A 19,449-nucleotide genomic window follows, 5' to 3' on the forward strand; every position below is an offset into this window, starting at 1 on the left:
GACAAGGGCGCCAATGGCGCCCTTGTCGTATCCGAAGGGCTTCTCACGCCAGGGTCTGGGCGCGGCAGAAGGCCAGGAAGCGGCGCAGGGCGGCGGAGTGGAACTTCTGCTTGTGCCAGACGAGGGAGAGCTGGCGTGGGAAGCGGCGACTCGGGGTGAGGGCCACCAGGCGCCCCTGTGCCAGTCGGTCCGCCACCGCGAGGCGGGAGATGAAGGAGATGCCGAGCCCCTTCTCCACCGCCAGCATCACCGCCTCCAGGGTATTGAGCTCTATCCCCGCCTGCCAGCGGGGCAGGTGAGGCTGGAGCTGCTGCTCGAACTGCTCGCGGCTGCCGGATTGCGCCTCGCGCAGCACCCAGGTTTCCCCGGCAAGCCGGCGCAGGGGCAGCTCGAGCTGATCCGCCAGGGGGTGACCGGGGGCGGCGATGATGAGCATCTCGTCCTCCAGCCAGGGTTCGCTCACCAGGTCCGGGTGGTGGTTCTCCCCCTCGATGAGGGCGAGATCCAGTTCGAAGTGGGCGAGGGCATGGCACAGGAGGTGGGTGTTGGCGATGGTGACCCTGGGGGCGGCCCCCAGCTCCTGGGCCCCCTCCGCCAGCAGGGCGGGCAGCAGGTAGTTGCCGATGGTCTGGCTGGCCCCGAGGTGCAGCTGGCCGCTTGGCTCGGCATCGGGGCTGAAGAGCTGTTCTATCTCCTGCATCCGGGTCAGCAGCTCCTCGGCGGCCGGTTGCAGCAGGCGCCCCTCGCTGTTGAGCTGGAGCCTCGGGTGCACCCGGTCGAACAGGGGCGTGGCGAGCTGGCGCTCCAGCTCCTGCAGCGACTGGGAGACGGCCCCCTTGCTCAGGCAGAGTTCATTGGCGGCGCCCCCCAGGTTGCCGTGGCGGGCGATGGTGGCAAACACCTTGAGTTGTTGCAGGGTGAGCTTCATATCGTTTGATTTTCCTAAACGCTAAGTTCAATTCATTTAGATATCGTAAACGATAGACCCCCTTTATCCTATGCCCATCGTCATCATCAAGAGGGTATCCGCCATGATCGCAAGAACCCGCCGCTCCCTGGCCGCCGCCCCGACCCCCATGGCCGGTCTGGCACTCGGGATCGCCAGCCTCGGCTGGTGCTGGGAAAATGCCGGTCAGTTCGATGGCCGTCTGCAACTGCTAGGGGCCGCCATCGCCGCCGTGCTGCTCTTCGTCCTGACCTTCAAGTTTCTGATCCACCCGCGCCTGCTGTGGCAGGATCTCGCCCATCCCGTGGTGGGCAGCGTGGTGCCCACCTACGCCATGGGGACCATGGTGGTCTCCAAGGCGGTCGGCCTGCTCGCCCCGACCCTGGGGCAGGGGCTCTGGCTGTTTGCGGTCATCATCCACCTCGTCTTCCTCGCGACCTTCGTCTGGCACAGGGCCAGAGCGTTCGAAATCCATCACATGGTGCCGAGCTGGTTCGTGCCGCCGGTGGGGATCATCGTGGCTGACGTGGCCTACCCGGGCGGTCCCTTCGCATCCCTGGCCACCGGCCTGCTCTGGTTCGGCATGGCCTGCTACGGCCTGATGCTGCCGCTGATGCTCTATCGCCTCATCTTCAGCCACGAGGTGCCGGATGCCGCCAAGCCCACCATCGCCATCCTGGCCGCCCCGGCGAGCCTGTCGCTGGCCGGCTACCTCACCGTGAGCCAGGATCCCTCCCTGCTGCTGGTGGCGGTGCTGCTCGGGATCGCCGTGCTGATGACCGGCATCATCTACCTGGCCTTCATCAAGCTGCTGCGCCTGCCGTTCTCGCCGGGTTACGCCGCTTTCACCTTCCCCCTGGTGATCGGGGCCACCGCCCTGTTCAAGGTGAGTCACCTGCTGTCGCAGTGGCCACAGGCGGCCCGCTATGCCGAGCAGCTCCATCAGCTGGCCTATCTGGAGCTGGGGGTGGCCACCCTGGTGGTGGGTTACGTGGTCCTGCGTTACCTGATGTTCTTCCTGCCGGCCGTGCAGGATGACCTGCCGGGGCAGCCCGCACGCCGCTAGGCGCAAGGTTTTCATCCCCCCTCGTCATCGACCTCGCCCGTGCGGGGTCTGCCGTTCGTGATGCAGTGAAACAGAGAGGAATCAAATGAAGCAGATTATTTTTGTCAATCCGTGAAGTGGCTTAAATAGTTGCCCATACAGGCGACATTCAGTTGGCGTTAACTGGTAATACCTGTCACGATGTGCGCCACTTTATCTTCCCACTGTTTTGTCGTGCCCATGTCCTCATCTGATCCCGTGTTTGACGCCCGATTCCAGCCTCGTCTGCTGCACCCCCGTTACTGGTTGAGCTGGCTCGCCCTCGGCGCCATCGGTGTGCTCGCCTTCGTTCCCCCGCGCTGGCGGGATCGCCTGGCCGATGCTCTGACGCCCCTGGTATGCGCCATCTCGAAGAAGCAGATCTACATCGCCAGGACCAACCTCGCCATCTGCTTCAAGGAGAAGAGCGAGGCCGAGCGGGAGGCCATCCTGATGACCTCCATCCGGGTCGGCCTCAAGAGCCTGCTGGGCTTTGGCGAGTTCACCTGGCGCAGCCCCGCCCACGTGATGGGGCGGATCCAGGTCAGCGGCTGGGAACATATCGAGGCGGAGCAGGCCGCTGGCCGACCGGTGATCCTGGTGGTGCCCCACAGCTGGCCCATCGACGCGGCGGGCTACTACTTCGCCCAGCGGGGCCTGCCCATGTGCACCATGATGAAGAGCGCCCGCAACCCGGTGTTCGACTGGCACATCAACGGCGCGCGGGCTCGGCACGGCTGCCGCGTCTATGAGCGCAGCGCCGGCATCAAGCCGGTGATCAAGGCGGTGAAATCCGGTCTGAGCTTCTTCTATCTGCCGGATCAGGATCACGGCCGGGAGGCGAGCCTGTTTGCCCCCTTCTTCAACCACCCCAAGGCGACGTTGCCGGCCCTGCCACGGCTGGTGAAGCTGACCGGTGCCCGGGCCCTGCCGGTGCTGGCCTGCTATGACGAGCAGGCGCACGGCTACCGGCTGGAGGTCGAGGCTCCCTACGCCGACTACCCGAGCGCGGATCTGATGGCGGATACCTGCCGCATGAACGACAGCGTGGAGCGCCAGCTCTGCCGCCACCCGGGCCAGTACATGTGGTTCCTCAAGATCTTCGACACCCGTGAGGATCAGGTGGGGCCGGATGGCCTCTACGAAGAGGGGATCCGGCGCATCCGCCGGGGCCTTGCTCCTCATCCCTGAGCCTTGCGCTCACCCGGTGCAAAAATGTGGCCCCAAGCGGGCCACTTTTTATTTCTAACTTGTCTGATCAGTGACTTGGCGCGGTGGCGCTGTGCAGGGCAGGGTAGAAAAAGTTGTCAGGATCACTAAAATGACGGTCTGTTTTGATGATTCGATGGCGACCATGTCCGCACAAGATCCGGTGTTTGATACCTCTTTTCATCCGCGCCTGCTGCACCCCCGTCTATGGGGCAGCTGGCTGGCCGTCGCCCTGCTCTCCCTGCTGGCCTGGGTGCCGGCAAGGGCACGGGACAAGCTGGCCGACTACCTGGCCCCCCTGCTGCTGCGCGTCTCCACGAAGCAGGCCTACATCGCCGACACCAACCTCAAGATCTGCTTCCCCCATCTCGACGAGGCGGGCCGTCAGGCCCTGCTGCTGAAATCCATCCGGGTGGGGCTCAAGACCTTCCTGGGCTTTGGCGAGCTGACCTGGCGCAGCCCCGACTTCCTCAAGGGGCGCGTCAAGGTGAGCGGCTGGGAGCACGTGGAAGCGGAGCGGGCAGCCGGTCGCCCCATGATCTTCGTGGTGCCCCACACCTGGGCGGTGGACATGATTGGCCGCTACTTCCCCCTCCAGGGGATCAAGATGTGCACCATGATGAAAAGCCCCAAGGATGCGGTGTTCGACTGGTATATCAACCGCGAGCGCAGCAAGGGCGGGCGTATCTACGAGCGCAGCGTCGGCATCAAGCCCGCCATCAAGGCCCTGCGCAGCGGCGACAGCTTCTTCTATCTGCCGGATCAGGATCACGGCCGGGAGGCGAGCCTCTTCGTGCCCTTCTTCAACCACCCCAAGGCGACCCTGCCGGCCCTGCCCAAGCTGGTGAAGCTGACCGGTGCCCGCGCCGTGCCCATTCTGGCCTGCTACGACGAGGATCAGGGGGGCTACCGGCTGGAGATCGAGGCGCCGTTCGACCCTTATCCCACTGCGGATCTGGTGGCGGACGTCAACCAGATGAACCGCATGGTGGAGCAGCAGCTTGGCCGCTTCCCCGAGCAGTACATGTGGTTTCTCAAGATCTTCGAAACCCAGGAGCACGATCAGGGCGAGGACGGTCTCTACGAGGCGGGGATCCGCCGCATCCGCCAGGGGCTGCCACCGGAACCTTGATCGACACGGCCCCCTTGCGGGCCGTTTCTGACAGGGGTGGCAGGCCACCAGCAAACAGGTGCAAACAAGGTGCAAATAGGGTAAAAGGGCGGTCATGAAAATTCCAAATCGAATCCAACCTCTGGTTGATGACGGCCTGGTGGACGATGTCATCAGCCGGCTGATGAGCGGCAAAGAGGCCGACGTCTATGTGGTGCGCTGCGGCGATGAGATCCGCTGCGCCAAGGTCTACAAAGAGGCGTCAAAGCGCAGCTTCAAGCAGGCCGTGGTCTATCAGGAAGGGCGGCGGGTACGCAGCAGCCGCGATGCCCGCGCCATGGAGAAGGGCTCCAAGTACGGTCGCAAGCAGCACGAAGAGGTGTGGCAGAACACCGAGGTGGATGCCCTGTTCAAGCTGGCGGCGGCCGGGGTGCGGGTGCCCAGGCCCTATGTCTGCCTCGATGGCGTGCTGCTGATGGAGCTCATCACCGACGCCGACGGCAACGTCGCTCCCCGTCTCAACGACGTGGCCCTGACCCGTGAGCAGGCTCTGGTGGATCATGGCAAGGTGATCCGCTACGTGGTGCGCATGCTCTGCGCCGGCCTCATTCACGGGGATCTCTCGGAGTTCAACGTGCTGGTGGACGAAGAGGGGCCCGTCATCATCGACCTGCCCCAGGTGGTGGATGCCGCCGCCAACAACCAGGCCAGGGCCATGCTGGAGCGGGATGTCGACAACATGCGCAACTACTACGGCATGTATGCCCCCGAGCTGCTCAAGACCCGGTATGCCCGGGAGATGTGGTCCTTGTTCGAGGATGGCAAGCTGGGCCCCGAGACCGAGCTCACCGGCCAGTTCGAAGAGAGCCGGGAGGCCATCGATCTGGATGGCGTGCTGCACGAGATAGAGAGTGCCCAGGAGGAGGCCATGGCCCGCCGGGCCAGGTTGCAGGCGGAGCAGGAAGAGGAGTCCTGACGGGCCTTCATTCCAATCAACAAGAGCGCCATGGGCGCTCTTTTGTTTTGGAACTCTGGCTCAGAGTCCGGTCAGGGGCGGTGCCTTGAGACGGGGCCCCTGGTAACCCGTCACCTCGCCAAAGCGCGGATGACAGCTCTCCCAGTCGGCGGCGGCGGTGCGAATGGCCTCCTTGTCGACGCTCACGAAGTTCCACCAGATCTGCAGCGGTCTGGGCAGGGGCTCGCCGCCGATGAGCAGCAGCCGGGCGCCCGGGCGCAGGGTCAGCGCCACCTCCCGGTTGCCGGGGGGCAGGTAGAGCAGCTGCTCCGGGGCCAGGGCCTCCCCTGCGACGATGGTCTCCCCCGCGAGGGGAAAGAGGCCGTGCTCGAAGGCGAGGTCCAGGGGGAGGGTGATCTCGCCTCCCTCGGGGGCGTGCAGATCCAGCCCCAGAATGGGGGAGAAGTGCAGGGTGGGGGCGCGCTGGCTGCCGTGCTCGCCGATGAGCAGGGTGAGGGTGATCTCCCCTTGCTGCCAGCGGGGGAGCGTCGGGTAGTGATCGAAGCGGGGCGGGGTATGCTGATCCGCCTCTGGCAGGGCTATCCAGAGCTGGGCGGCGTGCAGATCGGGCTGGTTCGGGACCGACTCCTCGGTGTGGGCGATGCCCCGTCCTGCGGTCATCAGGTTCACCTGGCCCGGACGGATCACCTGCTTGCTGCCCAGGCTGTCCCGGTGGAGGATCTCCCCCTCCAGCATCCAGGTGAAGGTCTGCAGGGCGATGTGGGGGTGGGGCCCCACATCCATGCCGGGGGCGCCGGGGGCAAAGCGGGTCGGGCCGATATGATCGAGAAAACACCAGGGCCCGATGGTGCGCCGCTCCTTGACCGGGATGGCGCGAGCCACCGGGATGCCGCCCACATCGGTGAGGCGGGAGGCAATGCGTTGCCACTGTTGTGTCATGGGGTGCTCCTTGTCGAGGAAAAGGTTGGCGCGCGCGCAGGCCGCAGCGTCTGCCGGGAGTTGGACATGCCGTCTCGCCCGGTGCCGGTGAGTGATGCCGAGGTTACTATGCCCCAATCCGGCGCCGGATGGCAAAGACGGGGCACAGCGCCTGCCCTGAGGGCCCCGCCCGGCAATTGCAGCCGGGTACTGTATGAACGTACAATAGTCCCATCCCACTCTTGAGCCCGACCACCTGCATGACCGACATCCAGCCCCTTCCTCCCGTGACCCCGCCGCTCGACGGCTTCATCCTGACCCGCCATGGTCGGGATGTGCAGGGGCGTACCGAGATCGTGATGTGGCTCTGGAGCGCACAGGGACCGGTACGGGTGGTGGTGCCGGGGCAGGAGCCGGTCTTCTTCCTGCCGGAACGCCACCTGGAGGAGGCGGCCGAGCTCTTCAAGGGGGCTGGGGTGAGGGGGCGTTTTCGCCGCCTCCCCATGCACACCTTCGAGGGGAGCCGGGTGGTGGGCTGCTACTTTGCCACCCTGAGCGCCTTTCACCGCGCCATCGAGCTGCTGCTCATCCGCGGATTGGAGCACTTCGAGGCGGATATCCGCCTGCCCGAGCGCTTTCTCATGGAGCGCTTCATCACCGCCGGGATGCGCTTTGACGGCAAGGCGAGGCGAAAGGGGGGCAGGCAGGGTTACTGGGAGGTAAACGAGGCGCGCTGTGCGCCGCAGGCGGTGACGCCGACCCTCTCCTGGGTCTCCCTGGACGTGGAGTGCGCCATGGATGGCACCCTCTTCTCGGTGGGGCTCCATAGCGAAGAGGACGCGCGGGTCATCATGATTGGTGCCCCGGAGCCGGACTCGCAGGACTGGGAGACCCCCGTCGAGTGGGTGGCGGACGAGCCCGCCCTGCTCGCTGCCCTGGAGGGCTGGTTCAGCCTGCACGATCCCGATCTCGTCATCGGCTGGAACGTGGTGAATTTCGACTTTCGCCTGCTGCTGCGCCGCGCCGAACTCCACAAGCGGCGGCTGCGGCTCGGGCGCGGGCGGGAGCTCTGCTTCTGGCGCTCGTCCCGAAACGACCCCCAGAGCGGCAACGTCATCATCCCGGGGCGCATGGTGCTGGACGGCATCGATACCCTCAAGAGCGCCACCTGGCAGTTCCCGAGCTACAGCCTGGATGCGGTGGCGAGCGAGCTGCTCGGGCGGGGCAAGGACATCGAGGACGTGGCCAACCGGGGGGAGAAGATCACCGAACTGTTCCACTCCGACAAGGAGGCGCTGGCCCGCTACAACCTGGAAGATTGCAGGCTGGTGTGGGAGATCTTCGATTTCTGCCACCTCATCCCCTTCGCCATCGAGCGCGCCTCCCTCACCGGTCTTGAGCTCGACCGGGTGGGCGGGTCGGTGGCGGCGTTCACCAACCTCTATCTGCCACGGCTGCACCGCGGTGGCTATGTGGCGCCCAACCTGCCGGCAGACGGCGGGCTCGCAAGCCCCGGCGGCTATGTGATGGACTCCAAGCCGGGGCTCTATCGCCACGTGCTGGTGCTCGATTTCAAGAGCCTCTATCCCAGCATCATCCGCACCTTCTGCATCGACCCCATGGGGCTGGTGGAGGGGCTCAAACACCCGGATAACGCCATTCCAGGCTTTCGCGGCGCCCTGTTCTCCCGAACCCGCCACTTCCTGCCGGATCTCATCGCCACCCTGTGGGCGGCGCGGGATCGGGCCAAGGCTGCCAGTAACAAGGCCCTCTCCCAGGCCATCAAGATCATCATGAACTCCTTCTACGGGGTGCTGGGGTCGGGGGGTTGCCGCTTCTACGACCCGAGGCTCGCCTCCTCCATCACCTTGCGAGGCCACGGCATCATGCAGCAGACCCGGGAATGGATAGAGGCAGAAGGGTTCGAGGTGATCTATGGGGATACCGACTCCACCTTCGTGCACCTGGGGAGCGATATCCGTCTCGAACAGGCGGACGAGATTGGCCAGCGACTGGCGAAGATGATCAACGACAACTGGGACGCGCTGATCAGGCGGGAGTTCGACCTGCCGAGCCATCTGGAGATCCAGTACGAGACCCACTACCGCCGTTTCCTGATGCCCACCATTCGCGGGCTGGAGAAGGGGAGCAAGAAACGCTATGCGGGACTGGTGGGCGAAGGGGAAGGGGAGCACCTGGTGTTCAAGGGGCTGGAGACGGTGCGCACCGACTGGACCCCCCTTGCCAAGGCATTCCAGACCCGGCTCTACGAAATGGTGTTCCACGACCAGGATCCCAGCAGCTATGTGCGCACCATGGTGGACGAGACCCGGGCGGGCCGTCACGACGATCTGCTCATCTACCGCAAGCGGCTGCGCCAGAAACTCGAGGAGTATCAGAAGAACGTGCCGCCCCATGTGCGGGCCGCGCGCCTGGCGGATGAGGAGAACCTGCGCCGCGGCCTGCCCCAGCGCTATCAGCACAGGGGCACCATCGCCTACCTGATGACCCTGAACGGCCCCGAGCCTTTGGAGTACCGGCGCAGCGCCGTCGACTACGAGCACTACATCGACAAGCAGCTCAGGCCCATCGCCGACGCCATCCTTCCCTTTGTGGGGGAGTCGTTCGAGCGGATCTGCGGTCAGCAGCTCGATCTCTTCTGACGAAGCGAGGTAAACGCGGCGGCCATGGCACGACAATGGCGGCCCGCGGGCCAGAGGGGACAGGAGACAGATGACGGGGGAGAGCGGGGGTCTGAGCCGACCAATGCAAAAAGCCCGCTATCAAGCGGGCTTTTCAAATCTGGTGCGTCCTAGTGGATTCGAACCACCGACCCCCACCATGTCAAGGTGATGCTCTAACCAGCTGAGCTAAGGACGCAGGGTGCGCAAAGCGACTTTGTGTGTCATTGCAGGGGAGTGGTGGGTTTAATTGGATTCGAACCAACGACCCCTACCATGTCAAGGTAGTGCTCTAACCAACTGAGCTATAAACCCACATCAAATTCATATCTGCAATTTATTCAAACTGTTATGGTGCGTCCTAGTGGATTCGAACCACCGACCCCCACCATGTCAAGGTGATGCTCTAACCAGCTGAGCTAAGGACGCATAACAGGGTTTCGTGATGGTGCGTCCTAGTGGATTCGAACCACCGACCCCCACCATGTCAAGGTGGTGCTCTAACCAGCTGAGCTAAGGACGCATCACGAAAAGTGGTGGGTTTAATTGGATTCGAACCAACGACCCCTACCATGTCAAGGTAGTGCTCTAACCAACTGAGCTATAAACCCACTTCATAAACCGGACTGAAGACCCGTTTTATCCCGCCAGCACTGCTGGCGTGGTCGGCATACTACCCATGGCCCCCAAGGCTGTCAACAAGGGACATGCACAAAGGAGACTGTTTGCCCAGTTCTTGTGCAGCCTGTTGATTTTACAGGCGAGCCGTCCCAAAAGTGCGGCTCCCCGTGCCCCTGGCCGCGCCCTATTGCGCCCGGGAGAGGGCTGTGCAGGCTGCGGGGCTGGCGAAGCGGCCGTAGATGACGCGCAGCCGCGCGCCCAGCATCAGGGCGGCGGAGGTGAGACCGACGATGAAGCCTATCCAGAAGCCCTGCGGGCCCATGCGCGGTACCACCCAGTCGGTCAGCCCCAGGATCATGCCGGTGGGCAGACCCAGCCCCCAATAGGCGACGATGGTGACGTAGAAGATGGCCTGGGTATCCTTGTAACCGCGCAGGGCCGCCGCGGCCACCACCTGTACCGAATCGGAGATCTGGTAGATGGCGGCGAAGAAGAGCAGGGTGGCGGCGAGGCCGATCACCTGCAGGTCGTCGGTGTAGATCCCCGCGATGGGGTCGCGCAGCAGCACGGTGAGGGCGGCGGTCGCGGCGGCGACTCCCATGCCCAGCATCAGGCCGGTGCGGGCGGCGACCCTGGCCTGATCCGGTTGACCTTCCCCTATGTTGTGACCGACCCGGATGGTCACGCCGACACCGATGGAGAGGGGCAGCATGAAGACCAGGCTGGAGAAGTTGAGCGCAATCTGGTGACTCGCCACCGTCTCCGCACCGAAGGGGGCCAGCATCAGGGCCACCACGGTAAACAGGGTCACCTCGCAGAAGATGGCCATGGCGATGGGAAACCCCAGGCGAAACAGGCGCCAGATCCGGCTGCCGTTGGGGCGTGCCAGCTGGGCGAACAGGTTGATGCGCTTGAAGTGGGCAGAGCACTTCACATAGACGATCATCGCCAGCAGCATGGCCCAGAGCACGATGGCAGTGGCCACGCCGCAGCCGACGCCGCCGAGTTTCGGCATGCCGAAGTGGCCGTGAATGAAGATGTAGTTGGCGGGGATGTTGACCGCGAGCCCCACGAACCCGATCACCATGGTCGGCATGGTGTGGGAGAGCCCCTCACTGAAGTTGCGCAGCACCTGGAACATCACGAAGGCGGGCAGGCCCCACAGGATGGCGTGCAGGTAGCCGGCAGTCTTGGCCGCCATGACGGGATCCACATCCATGAACTGCAGTGCCAGGGGGCTGAAGTAGAGTGCCACCATGGCGATGGGCGTGACGATGAGGGCGAGCCAGAAGCCCTGGTGCACGGCGGGGCGCACCTCGTCCTGCTTGCGGGCGCCGTTGAGCTGGGAAACGATGGGGGTGAGGGCCATGATGATGCCCTGCACCAGCAAGATGATCGGCAGCCAGAAGCTGGACGCCACCGACACGGCGGCAAGATCCACGGCGCTCACCTGTCCCGCCATCACGGTATCGACGAAGTTCATGGCGATCTGGGCCACCTGGGCGACCAGAATGGGGCTGGCTAGACGAACGAGCTGCTTCGCCTCGGACCAATAACGTTGCACTGACACCTCCGAGTGGATCAGATAAAAGAGAAAGAGCGGGCAAGAGAGATAGGCTTTTGCCTCCTCGTCCTGAGGAGACAAAATGCGGGGGTGTCATTCTAGCCTGAAAAACCGCCAACGGGGAAGGTCGGCGGCAGATTTGTAGCCGGGATCAGGCGTCTTCGTGATCGCTGATCAGCAGGTTGGCCGCGGCATAGGCCGCCTGCTCGCGCAGATCCGCCGGTACCCGCTCGTCGGAGGCCACGGCGTTGAGCGCCCGTATGCTGGCGGCAATGGCCTGGGGCACATAACCCTGCTCACCGGAGCCAATCTGGTTGTAGGCGATGCGAATGGCTTCACAGCATTGATATACCTGCATTTTTGTTTCCTCGTTCAGTCTGGATTGATTGGGGTCACTATAGCGATCGCGCTTCTCCTTGTCAGCCGGCACCCTTGTCTTGCAAGGTGGCCGGGGGTAACCTGCCGACAATTTTCACAGCCTGGAGAGACTCATGTTCACCGGCATCGTACAAGGGACCGCCGAACTGGTGGCCATCGATTCACTGCCCAATTTTCGCACCCACGTGATCCGCATGCCGAGCCCGGCCTGGGGCGAGGGGCTGGCCCTGGGGGCCTCGGTGGCCCACAACGGCTGCTGCCTGACCGTCACCCGGGTGGAGGGGGATCTGGTCAGCTTCGATCTGATGCAGGAGACTCTGCGCCTCACCAACCTTGGGCAACTGGTGGTGGGTGACAAGGTCAACGTGGAGCGGGCCGCCCGCTTTGGGGACGAGATTGGCGGTCACGCCATGTCCGGCCACATCATGGGGACGGCCGAGGTGACCTCGGTCATCGACACCCCCAACAACCGCCAGGTGTGGTATCGCCTCGATCCTGCGCTCATGAAGTACGTGCTGACCAAGGGCTACATCGGCATCGACGGCATCAGCCTCACCGTGGGCGAGGTGCGCGCCAGGGAGTTCTGCGTCAATCTGATCCCCGAGACCCTGGCCCGGACCAACCTGGGCTGGGTCAAGGCCGGCTGGCAGACCAACATCGAGATTGACCCCCAGACCCAGGCCATCGTCGACACGGTGGAGCGGGTGCTGGCGGCGCGCCAGTAACCACCTGAGCGCTGCCCCCAGGGTTCGAAGAGGAGGGCGGCATCACGGGAAAGGCGCCCTCTTGTGGAAGAGGCGCCGCCCCAGAGCCTTGGAGACTTCTCTATGTTTGTCGTGACATTGACCTATGTGAAACCGCTGGCGGAGATCGATGCCCTGATCCCGGCCCACATTGCGTGGCTGGAGCGGCAATATGCCGCAGGCCATTTTTTGGCGTCCGGGCGTCGGGTACCCCGAGTCGGGGGCGTCATACTGGCGCAGGGCGTGAGCCGAGACGCCCTGGAGGCGATGCTGGCAGAGGATCCCTTCAAGCAGGCAGAGGCGGCCGATTATCAGGTGGTGGAGTTTGTTCCGACCATGACGTCGGCGAAGGCGGCGTGCTTGAGGGAAGCGTGATCCAGCCTGACGATGGCACCAGAACAAACGGGACCCATAGGGTCCCGTTTGTTTTTATCTGTGTCTGGACAGGGGAATTCAGAACAGCTGCTCGTCGTCGGCATCCACGAAGAGTTGCAGGCAGTCGCGGGCTTCATCCCGGTGCAGCCGCAGGTGGATGGGGTTGCAGCAGGCCATGCAATCTTCGTAGAACTCCTGATCCCCCTGGCTGGCATCCAGCTCGACCCGGGTGTGGTGGCCGCAGTGGGGGCAGACGATACGCTTGCTGGTGTATTCGATCATGGTGACCTCCTCGGGCCCGTGGGCCGTCTCTGTGCTCCTGCTGATTCTAGTCGCCACAAGGCGGCGCAACCGCGAGCAAGCGCACGTTTATGAGCGGGCTCAAGGGAGGCAGGAGGTCAGTCCGTGTTGCCTACTTGACCCAGTCGGCCAGCATCTCTGCGTTCAGCTCGGCAAGAGAGCGCAGCTCGTGGTTGGCGATGGCCAGACGGGGATCGCCGACCAGCGCCGGGTCCGGCACGATCAGCGCCGTCATGGAGGCTGCCTTGGCCGCCAGCAGGCCGGTGAAGCTGTCCTCGATGGCGAGACAGTGCACAGGCTCGACGCCGAGCTTCTCGGCGGCGTGGATATAGACATCCGGGTGGGGTTTGCCAAAGCGCTCCACCTCGGCGGAGTGGACCGCCATGAAACGGTCCTGGATGCCGAGTTTGCCGAGCACCGCCTCGACCATGGCAAACGGGGAGGAGGTGGCGAGCCCGATCTTGAGCCCTTGGGCCTCGATGAGGTCGAGGGCTTCCAGCACCCCGGCCTTGGGCTGCCCCTCTTGCAGGATGAGCGCGATCACCTGATCCAGAATGCGCTGTACCACCTCTTCCTGGCTGGGGCTGCTCCAGGGGCGGATCCGGTACCAGTGGGCCACCAGCTGATCGATGCGCACCCCTATGGTGGAGTTGCAGTCCTCCTCGGTGTGGAAGTGGCCCAGTTCGGCGAAGACGGCCATCTGTGCCCGTTGCCAGAAGGGTTCCGAGTCGATCAGAACACCATCCATATCGAAGATCACGGCAGTTAACATCTTGTACTCCTGACATAGGTGAAGGGGGGATTATAAGCCTGGTGCTTCAATGGGAAAGGGGCAGTCACCTGCCCCTTGCGCCGGATCACGCAGATAAACGTTTGTTTTTGCGTGGTAAAGCGGATTGCCTAGAACAGTACTTCTACCCGGGCTGCCACCGTCTTGGCCTGCTCCACGGCTTCCTGGCAATCCTGCCCACGGGCGAGCGCCACCCCGAGGCGACGACGACCGGCGATCTCCGGCTTGCCAAAGAGACGCAACTGGGCACCCGGCACCAGGGCCAGTGCCTCGCCAATCCCCTGATAGCGGATATCCTGGCTGTGGCCTTCCCGCAGCACCACGGCAGAGGCGCTCGGACCGTACTGGGTGATGGTGCCGACGGGCAGCCCCAGGATGGCGCGCACGTGCAGGGCGAACTCGGAGAGATCCTGGGAGATCAGGGTCACCATGCCGGTGTCGTGGGGGCGGGGGGAGACTTCGCTGAACCACACCTCGTCGCCCCTGATGAAGAGCTCGACCCCGAACAGACCATAGCCGCCAAGGGCTTCGACCACCTTGGCCGCCACCTCCTTGGAGCGGGCCAGGGCCAGCTCGCTCATGGCCTGGGGCTGCCAGGATTCGCGGTAGTCGCCATCCTCCTGACGATGGCCGATAGGCTCGCAGAAGTGGATGCCATCGACGGCGCGCACCGTGAGCAGGGTGATCTCGTACTCGAAAGGAACGAAGCCTTCGACAATGACCTTGCCACGACCGGCACGGCCCCCCTCCTGGGCATAGGTCCAGCTTTCATCCAGCCTGGCGAGATCGCGCAGCAGGCTCTGCCCCTTGCCGGAGGAGCTCATCACCGGTTTGACCACGCAGGGGAGGCCGATGGCCTCGACGGCGGCCACAAACTCCTCCTTGCTCTGGGCAAAGCGGTAGGCAGAGGTGGGCAGCCCCAGGGTTTCGGCGGCGAGGCGACGGATCCCCTCCCGGTTCATGGTGAGCTGGGTGGCGCGGGCATTGGGCACCACCTTGACCCCTTCCTGCTCGAGGGCGGCCAGGGTGTCGGTGGCGATGGCTTCAATCTCGGGGATGATGAGGTCGGGCTTGACCTCGGCCACCAGGGCGCGCAGGGCGGCACCATCCAGCATGTCCAGCACGCGGGCCTGGTGGGCCACCTGCATGGCGGGGGCGTTGGCATAGCGGTCGGCGGCGATCACCTCGATACCGAGCCGCTGCAGCTCGATGGCGACCTCCTTGCCGAGTTCGCCTGATCCCAGCAGCAGGGCGCGGGTCGCAGTGGGGCGGGTGGCGGTTCCAAACATCTGATCTCTCCTGAGGTCGGTGGTCAGCAGGGCTGATCCGGGTGAGCAAAAAAAGAGGCACGCATGGCGTACCTCAGGAAGTGGGTGGGTGGGCGCGCTGCTCCAGATGGGTGAGCAGGGTGATGGCGCCGATGATGATGGCCGCCCCCAGCCACAAGCGACCGGGGGGCGCCCAGCCAAATACCAGCCAGCCGGCCAGCACGTTCATGGGCAGCTTGGCAAAATCAAAAGGTTGCACGAAGGAGGCCTCCGCCACGCTGTAGGCGCGGGCGATGGACATCTGGGCCAGTGCCGACAGTACGCCCGAGGCGGCCACCAGCAGCCACTGGGTTTCGCTCGGCCACTGCCATTCAGGGATCGCCAGCATGGCGTTGAACGGGGTGCTGAAGACGAGCAGGTAGACGACGATGGTGTGGGACGACTCGCTGGCCGCCTGATAGCGCACCAGCAAGGAGTAGCCTGCCCAGAAGAGGGCGGCCGCCACCGGCAGCAGGGAGGCCAGGGTGAAGTCGTCGGTCCAGGGGGCCAGGATCAGCATGGCGCCGACAAAGCCGGCCAGGGTGGCCAGGATGCGGGCCCGGCTCACCTGCTCTTTGAGAAAGAGGGCTGATCCCAGGGTGGCAAACAGGGGGGAGGTCATCAAGAGCGCGATCCCCTGCCAGATGGGGACGGGGACCGCCAGGGCCCAGAGCCAAAACTGGATGCCGGTCACCGCCAGGGCGACCCGCAGCAGGTGCAGGCGCAGCTGGTTCGTCATCAGGGACTGGCGCAGACCGTGGCGCACCAGCCAGGGCAGCAGGCAGACCAGGGCTATCAGATATTGGTGAAAGGCGACCTGGGTCGAGGGGAGGCCGAGCGTGAAGCTGACATACTGGCTCAGGCTGTTGACTGCGGCGAAGCAGAGGCCTGCCACCATCATCCAGACGGCGCCGGCAAAGGGGGAATGCCTGCGGGAGGAGGTCATGAGATCCGGATCACGTACAAAAAGTGCGGCGGATCATAACGGCAATCGTTTGTCATGCCAAGGGTGCGGAGTTTGATGAGCCCCTCTCTGCCGAGGAAATGCACAGACATCAAATTTTTTGAATGACTTGAGCATCTATTTTCGCTATCAGGCTTTAATGCCAGTCTTTATAGTGACCTCCATCGACAGCCTGGCTGTTCAATTGACAATCAAATGGAGTTTCACCATGGCCAATATCCTCGTTCTGAAGTCCAGCATCCTGGGCCAGTATTCCCAATCCAACGCCCTGATCGACGGCTACCTGGCCGAGCGCCAGGGTGACACCATCCAGGTACGCGATCTGGCGACCCTGAACCTGCCGGTGCTGGACGGCGAGCTGGCCATGGGCCTGCGTGGTGGCGAGAACCTGAACGAGCGTCAGCAAGCGGTGCTGGCCCAGTCCGACGAGCTGGTCGCCGAGCTCAAGGCGAGCGATCTGGTGATCATCGCGGCCCCCATGTACAACTTCAACATCCCGACCCAGCTGAAAAACTGGATCGATCTGGTGGCCCGTGCCGGCGTGACCTTCCGTTACACCGAGACCGGTCCGGTCGGCCTGGTGGAGAACACCCGCGCCCTGGTGGTCAGCCCCCGTGGCGGCATGCACGTGGGCAATGCCACCGACCTGGTGACCCCCTACATGCGTACCGTGCTGGGCTTCATCGGCATCACCGAAGTGGACTTCATCTATGCCGAAGGCATGGGCATGGGTCCGGAGGCGCAAGCCAAGGGGATTGAGCAGGCCAAGGAGCAGCTGGAAACCCTGGCTTACTGATGCGACTCGGGGCCTCCCCAGTATCCTGAAACAACAACGCAGCCCTCGGGCTGCGTTGTTGTTTTTGGGCAGTCATCGCGCTCTGGCGTCGTTATTCGCGCAGGAAGTGGCGGCAGCCGCTGCCGACCATCAGAAAGACCGCCACGAGGGAGGCCAGCAGCAGGGTGGTGAGCCACTGCTCGGCGCTGTTGGGGACCTGGGGGAGGAAGAGGCTGATCACCAGCAATGTGCAGAGGGTGATCAGGCTGGTTGGTCGAATGAGGCGCATCATGGGTCATCCTTGGCTGCGGGTGGTGAACAAGAGGCTAACCGCGGTCTGTGACAACAAGATGTATCCATACCTCTTGCGAACATCAACTGACCGGGTAGCCACCACCTTAGCAGCTTTTGCCGACGGAGCCAGCGGCATGGGTCGGGTTGTGATCCGGATCCCTATCTGAACTGCTTCTGATCTTCCTGATAGTGGAAATCGCCGCTGGCCAGCCTGGCGACCAGGGCCTCCTTGTCGAGATCCTGCGCCCGGCAAAGATCATCGAGATCCTCGTAGTGATCACGCAGCTGCATGTTGACCAGGCTCAGCAGCATGTTGACATCCATGGTGGCAAAGTTGTTCAGCTTCATGAGGGTTGCTCGTTGTCCAGCAGGTGAAGTTGTTCGATGGCATCGCTGACGCTCTGCAGGTGCAGGCGAATGCTCTGGCGCGCCTCGGCCGGCAGATAGTCGGTGAGGGTGTGCTGCCAGCTTCCCGCCTCCGTCTTGAGCTGCTGGAACAGGGTGAGCCCCGCCGGGGTGAAGGAGACCAGGCTGATGCGCTTGTCCTGCACGCTGTTCTCGGTGAACAGGATGCCTTTCTCCACCAGACGATGGATCTCGCGGGAGATCCGTACCTTGTCCATGCCGCTCGCCTCCACCAGTTCCTTCTGGCTGATGGGGTAGTGGGGGCCGAGCACCATCATCAGGCGCCACTGGGGCACGGTGAGTTGGTACCGCTGCTGATAAAACTGTTCAAAGGTATCGCGCACCATCTCAGCGGCGTGAACCAGCTGATAAGGAGGGTAGTGCGCGAGCAGCTCAATGATCTTCGACATATGACATCCTGCTGTGGCGGCTGCATCGGGTGCAGTTTCTCTTGATACTTTGGCCTTGATGATACGTAACACAGGGGCATTTGTCTGACCAGTCACCAGAAAAATGTGCGTTTGCGCACGTGTTCTGTCATCGAATCGGCAATTGGGGTCTCAACTGGCCTGCTTGCCCGCACTCTTTCGCAGCCATATCAAGGCGTTGTGGGTCAGCCAGGCCTCGCGACTCTGCAAGGCGTAGAGCGCCGCCTCGTCACGGCTGCCTCCCTGCCAGCGGCGAGGCTCCTGCTTGGGCAAGCGGCGCTGGCCCAGCAAAGTGGCGGGCACATGGGGATTGACCTCCATTGCCGCCGCCAGATGAGGGCGCGCCGCCGCTTCCCCTTCGCAGACAAAGCTCATCAAGGCCTTGTTGTAAAGCAGCCAGCAGGAGGCTTCATCAAAGCGCACCAGCAGTTGTTGCAGGGCATCCCATTCCCCTTGCCAGGCATAGAGGGTGGAGAGGGGGTGGCGGCAAGCGGGCTCGTCGGCGCGACAGAGGGCGAGCAGGGCCAGGTACTCATCCCGTGCCTGCCCAAGCTGCCCAAGTCGCAGCAGGCAATCGGCTCGACCGGCCCTGGCCGCGATCAGAGGGCGTGCCTCGGGGACCTGCCAGCCATGGCCCGCGTGGGCTTGCCAGAATGCCTCATCGAACAGGAGGTTGGCATCGGCAATGATGCGCTCGAACCAGCCAAGGCGAGCGAGGGGATCGCGGCTCTCTGCCGCCAGCTCGAACCACTGCTGCCACTGGCGAGTCTGCTCGTTGTCCAGGGACGGGCTCTCTTCAGGCTCGGCCTCGTAGTGATCCTGGCCGAGCAGGAGGTTGAGGGCCGTCTTCATCTGCTGGCGTTGACGCTTGCAAAAATCGAGGAAGGGGGGCTCGCTGGCCGTAGCCTGGTGCAGCATCATGGCCATGGGCTTGTCGCGAAACAGGCAGAGCTCGGCCACCAGGCTGAAGCGATAGCGGGTCGCCGGATCGTTCAGGTCGGTCGGCGCCGGCCAGCAGGCTACCCCCTGACTGAAGCCATAGCTCCATTGGCCCAGAGGATGGCGCTTGTCAAACACCTGCTCCGGGTTGTCGGTAGAGAGGCGACACTGGCTCGGCAGGGCCAGCTGCGCGTCGTCGGCCTGGGCTTCCAGCTCGGCGATCAGGTGATGCAGCGCCTCGGCACTCTTCTCGTCCAGCGCCGCATCATGAGGCAGCAGGCCGGCCAGCGGATCTTGCCAGTCGGGGGCTACGGGCCCCGCCAGACGGGCGCACAGGAAGCCGTGCAGGGCGGGGTAACTCATCTCCTGCTGGCTGTGGGTCTGGATCCATCTTAAATGCGAAAGGGGACTCCCTCCGACGTAGGTGGGAGGGGAATTTCGCCGGGGCGTCAGCCCCGCTGGTTTTGAATGTATTGCTTGATCACCTCTAACGGCGCACCGCCGCAAGAGCCCACAAAGTAAGAGCGTGACCAGAGTACGGGTTTGCTGTAAGCACCCCTCAAGTCCAGAAATTCATTACGCAGTCGCCTTGATGTGACCGCCTTTAACGAGTTCACCAGCACCGATAGCTGCACTGTTGG

At 63.8% G+C, this 19,449-nt stretch carries 20 protein-coding genes, 5 tRNA genes and 1 pseudogene; 8 read left to right on the top strand and 18 right to left on the bottom strand.

What is annotated here, in order from left to right:
* Nucleotides 1-43: 43 nt before the first annotated feature.
* The gene (locus C3418_RS05770) at nt 44-928 is read right to left on the bottom strand and encodes a LysR substrate-binding domain-containing protein (protein WP_039039086.1); all 885 of its coding nucleotides are present in this window, start codon (nt 926-928) and stop codon (nt 44-46) included.
* A gap of 103 nt (nt 929-1,031) precedes the next feature.
* Here C3418_RS05770 and C3418_RS05775 point away from each other — a divergent pair, with 103 nt between their 5' ends.
* From C3418_RS05775 to C3418_RS05790, 4 genes are all read left to right on the top strand, one after another.
* The gene (locus C3418_RS05775) at nt 1,032-2,012 is read left to right on the top strand and encodes a TDT family transporter (RefSeq protein WP_052816403.1); all 981 of its coding nucleotides are present in this window, start codon (nt 1,032-1,034) and stop codon (nt 2,010-2,012) included.
* 219 nt (nt 2,013-2,231) lie between these two features.
* Nucleotides 2,232-3,221 (top strand): lipid A biosynthesis (KDO)2-(lauroyl)-lipid IVA acyltransferase, encoded by a 990-nt coding sequence (locus tag C3418_RS05780; protein WP_045524804.1) that lies wholly within the window; start codon nt 2,232-2,234, stop codon nt 3,219-3,221.
* A gap of 154 nt (nt 3,222-3,375) precedes the next feature.
* Nucleotides 3,376-4,371, top strand: coding sequence for a lipid A biosynthesis acyltransferase (locus C3418_RS05785; RefSeq protein ID WP_049636402.1), 996 nt, complete (start codon nt 3,376-3,378; stop codon nt 4,369-4,371).
* A 94-nt stretch (nt 4,372-4,465) separates the two neighbouring features.
* Nucleotides 4,466-5,326 carry a PA4780 family RIO1-like protein kinase gene (locus C3418_RS05790; RefSeq protein ID WP_069785074.1) on the top strand — a complete coding sequence of 287 codons (861 nt, stop codon included), beginning with the start codon at nt 4,466-4,468 and terminating at the stop codon, nt 5,324-5,326.
* A gap of 60 nt (nt 5,327-5,386) precedes the next feature.
* On the opposite strand, the gene C3418_RS05795 is transcribed toward C3418_RS05790, so the two are convergent.
* Entirely contained in the window at nt 5,387-6,265 is an 879-nt protein-coding gene (locus tag C3418_RS05795) for a pirin family protein (RefSeq protein WP_069785073.1), read from the bottom strand.
* A 239-nt stretch (nt 6,266-6,504) separates the two neighbouring features.
* On the opposite strand from C3418_RS05795, the gene C3418_RS05800 reads away from it, so the two are divergent.
* Nucleotides 6,505-8,907, top strand: coding sequence for a DNA polymerase II (locus C3418_RS05800; protein WP_069785072.1), 2,403 nt, complete (start codon nt 6,505-6,507; stop codon nt 8,905-8,907).
* Between the two features lie 140 nt (nt 8,908-9,047).
* Here C3418_RS05800 and C3418_RS05805 read toward each other — a convergent pair.
* The 7 genes from C3418_RS05805 to C3418_RS05835 form a co-directional block, all read right to left on the bottom strand.
* Nucleotides 9,048-9,124: transfer RNA gene (locus C3418_RS05805), tRNA-Val, on the bottom strand.
* Between the two features lie 39 nt (nt 9,125-9,163).
* Nucleotides 9,164-9,240: transfer RNA gene (locus C3418_RS05810), tRNA-Val, on the bottom strand.
* Between the two features lie 37 nt (nt 9,241-9,277).
* Nucleotides 9,278-9,354 (bottom strand) — tRNA-Val (locus C3418_RS05815).
* Between the two features lie 17 nt (nt 9,355-9,371).
* Nucleotides 9,372-9,448, bottom strand: a tRNA-Val gene (locus C3418_RS05820).
* A gap of 11 nt (nt 9,449-9,459) precedes the next feature.
* Nucleotides 9,460-9,536: transfer RNA gene (locus C3418_RS05825), tRNA-Val, on the bottom strand.
* 194 nt (nt 9,537-9,730) lie between these two features.
* Nucleotides 9,731-11,110, bottom strand: a complete 1,380-nt coding sequence (locus C3418_RS05830; RefSeq protein WP_029314480.1) for an MATE family efflux transporter — start codon at nt 11,108-11,110, stop codon at nt 9,731-9,733.
* 151 nt (nt 11,111-11,261) lie between these two features.
* Nucleotides 11,262-11,468, bottom strand: a complete 207-nt coding sequence (locus tag C3418_RS05835) for a YaeP family protein (RefSeq protein ID WP_010674629.1) — start codon at nt 11,466-11,468, stop codon at nt 11,262-11,264.
* A 133-nt stretch (nt 11,469-11,601) separates the two neighbouring features.
* Here C3418_RS05835 and C3418_RS05840 point away from each other — a divergent pair, with 133 nt between their 5' ends.
* Together C3418_RS05840 and C3418_RS05845 are read left to right on the top strand one after the other, a co-directional pair.
* Nucleotides 11,602-12,213 (top strand): riboflavin synthase, encoded by a 612-nt coding sequence (locus C3418_RS05840; RefSeq protein ID WP_010674630.1) that lies wholly within the window; start codon nt 11,602-11,604, stop codon nt 12,211-12,213.
* Nucleotides 12,214-12,315: 102 nt separating this feature from the next.
* Complete coding sequence (locus tag C3418_RS05845; protein ID WP_029314482.1) at nt 12,316-12,606, top strand: YciI family protein; 291 nt, start codon at nt 12,316-12,318, stop codon at nt 12,604-12,606.
* Nucleotides 12,607-12,684: 78 nt separating this feature from the next.
* On the opposite strand, the gene C3418_RS05850 is transcribed toward C3418_RS05845, so the two are convergent.
* The 4 genes from C3418_RS05850 to C3418_RS05865 form a co-directional block, all read right to left on the bottom strand.
* Nucleotides 12,685-12,888, bottom strand: coding sequence for a CPXCG motif-containing cysteine-rich protein (locus C3418_RS05850; RefSeq protein ID WP_005336871.1), 204 nt, complete (start codon nt 12,886-12,888; stop codon nt 12,685-12,687).
* 130 nt (nt 12,889-13,018) lie between these two features.
* Nucleotides 13,019-13,678 (bottom strand): hexitol phosphatase HxpB, encoded by a 660-nt coding sequence (gene hxpB / locus C3418_RS05855; protein WP_069785071.1) that lies wholly within the window; start codon nt 13,676-13,678, stop codon nt 13,019-13,021.
* 128 nt (nt 13,679-13,806) lie between these two features.
* The gene (gene purT, locus C3418_RS05860) at nt 13,807-14,985 is read right to left on the bottom strand and encodes a formate-dependent phosphoribosylglycinamide formyltransferase (protein ID WP_041211381.1); all 1,179 of its coding nucleotides are present in this window, start codon (nt 14,983-14,985) and stop codon (nt 13,807-13,809) included.
* 73 nt (nt 14,986-15,058) lie between these two features.
* Nucleotides 15,059-15,949 (bottom strand): DMT family transporter, encoded by an 891-nt coding sequence (locus C3418_RS05865; protein ID WP_041211382.1) that lies wholly within the window; start codon nt 15,947-15,949, stop codon nt 15,059-15,061.
* A 226-nt stretch (nt 15,950-16,175) separates the two neighbouring features.
* Between C3418_RS05865 and C3418_RS05870 the strand changes: the two genes are divergently transcribed.
* Nucleotides 16,176-16,763, top strand: coding sequence for an FMN-dependent NADH-azoreductase (locus C3418_RS05870; protein WP_010674635.1), 588 nt, complete (start codon nt 16,176-16,178; stop codon nt 16,761-16,763).
* Between the two features lie 91 nt (nt 16,764-16,854).
* Here the strand turns inward: C3418_RS05870 and C3418_RS05875 are convergent, their stop codons facing one another.
* The 5 genes and pseudogenes from C3418_RS05875 to tnpA form a co-directional block, all read right to left on the bottom strand.
* The gene (locus C3418_RS05875) at nt 16,855-17,034 is read right to left on the bottom strand and encodes a hypothetical protein (protein ID WP_010674636.1); all 180 of its coding nucleotides are present in this window, start codon (nt 17,032-17,034) and stop codon (nt 16,855-16,857) included.
* A gap of 161 nt (nt 17,035-17,195) precedes the next feature.
* Nucleotides 17,196-17,384 carry a DUF4250 domain-containing protein gene (locus C3418_RS05880; protein WP_043155974.1) on the bottom strand — a complete coding sequence of 63 codons (189 nt, stop codon included), beginning with the start codon at nt 17,382-17,384 and terminating at the stop codon, nt 17,196-17,198.
* A complete protein-coding gene (locus tag C3418_RS05885) occupies nt 17,381-17,851 on the bottom strand; it encodes a MarR family winged helix-turn-helix transcriptional regulator (RefSeq protein WP_010674639.1) in 471 nt (156 codons plus the stop codon). The genes C3418_RS05880 and C3418_RS05885 overlap by 4 nt, the downstream gene beginning before the upstream one ends.
* Nucleotides 17,852-18,001: 150 nt before the next feature.
* A complete protein-coding gene (locus C3418_RS05890) occupies nt 18,002-19,171 on the bottom strand; it encodes a UPF0149 family protein (protein WP_010674640.1) in 1,170 nt (389 codons plus the stop codon).
* Nucleotides 19,172-19,257: 86 nt separating this feature from the next.
* A pseudogene (gene tnpA / locus C3418_RS05895) lies at nt 19,258-19,449 on the bottom strand (IS200/IS605-like element ISAs26 family transposase); the annotation flags it as partial.

The sequence above is a fragment of the Aeromonas sp. ASNIH8 genome (genome assembly GCF_002919855.1).
Lineage (GTDB): Bacteria > Pseudomonadota > Gammaproteobacteria > Enterobacterales > Aeromonadaceae > Aeromonas > Aeromonas caviae.

Bases quoted from the DNA above. Each gene is read 5' to 3' on its own strand.
- C3418_RS05770 (WP_039039086.1), bottom strand. From the start codon at position 928: ATGAAGCTCACCCTGCAACAACTCAAGGTGTTTGCCACCATCGCCCGC.
- C3418_RS05775 (WP_052816403.1), top strand. From the start codon at position 1,032: ATGATCGCAAGAACCCGCCGCTCCCTGGCCGCCGCCCCGACCCCCATG.
- C3418_RS05780 (WP_045524804.1), top strand. From the start codon at position 2,232: ATGTCCTCATCTGATCCCGTGTTTGACGCCCGATTCCAGCCTCGTCTG.
- C3418_RS05785 (WP_049636402.1), top strand. From the start codon at position 3,376: ATGGCGACCATGTCCGCACAAGATCCGGTGTTTGATACCTCTTTTCAT.
- C3418_RS05790 (WP_069785074.1), top strand. From the start codon at position 4,466: ATGAAAATTCCAAATCGAATCCAACCTCTGGTTGATGACGGCCTGGTG.
- C3418_RS05795 (WP_069785073.1), bottom strand. From the start codon at position 6,265: ATGACACAACAGTGGCAACGCATTGCCTCCCGCCTCACCGATGTGGGC.
- C3418_RS05800 (WP_069785072.1), top strand. From the start codon at position 6,505: ATGACCGACATCCAGCCCCTTCCTCCCGTGACCCCGCCGCTCGACGGC.
- C3418_RS05835 (WP_010674629.1), bottom strand. From the start codon at position 11,468: ATGCAGGTATATCAATGCTGTGAAGCCATTCGCATCGCCTACAACCAG.
- C3418_RS05840 (WP_010674630.1), top strand. From the start codon at position 11,602: ATGTTCACCGGCATCGTACAAGGGACCGCCGAACTGGTGGCCATCGAT.
- C3418_RS05845 (WP_029314482.1), top strand. From the start codon at position 12,316: ATGTTTGTCGTGACATTGACCTATGTGAAACCGCTGGCGGAGATCGAT.
- C3418_RS05850 (WP_005336871.1), bottom strand. From the start codon at position 12,888: ATGATCGAATACACCAGCAAGCGTATCGTCTGCCCCCACTGCGGCCAC.
- hxpB (WP_069785071.1), bottom strand. From the start codon at position 13,678: ATGTTAACTGCCGTGATCTTCGATATGGATGGTGTTCTGATCGACTCG.
- purT (WP_041211381.1), bottom strand. From the start codon at position 14,985: ATGTTTGGAACCGCCACCCGCCCCACTGCGACCCGCGCCCTGCTGCTG.
- C3418_RS05865 (WP_041211382.1), bottom strand. From the start codon at position 15,949: ATGACCTCCTCCCGCAGGCATTCCCCCTTTGCCGGCGCCGTCTGGATG.
- C3418_RS05870 (WP_010674635.1), top strand. From the start codon at position 16,176: ATGGCCAATATCCTCGTTCTGAAGTCCAGCATCCTGGGCCAGTATTCC.
- C3418_RS05875 (WP_010674636.1), bottom strand. From the start codon at position 17,034: ATGATGCGCCTCATTCGACCAACCAGCCTGATCACCCTCTGCACATTG.
- C3418_RS05880 (WP_043155974.1), bottom strand. From the start codon at position 17,384: ATGAAGCTGAACAACTTTGCCACCATGGATGTCAACATGCTGCTGAGC.
- C3418_RS05885 (WP_010674639.1), bottom strand. From the start codon at position 17,851: ATGTCGAAGATCATTGAGCTGCTCGCGCACTACCCTCCTTATCAGCTG.
- C3418_RS05890 (WP_010674640.1), bottom strand. From the start codon at position 19,171: ATGAGTTACCCCGCCCTGCACGGCTTCCTGTGCGCCCGTCTGGCGGGG.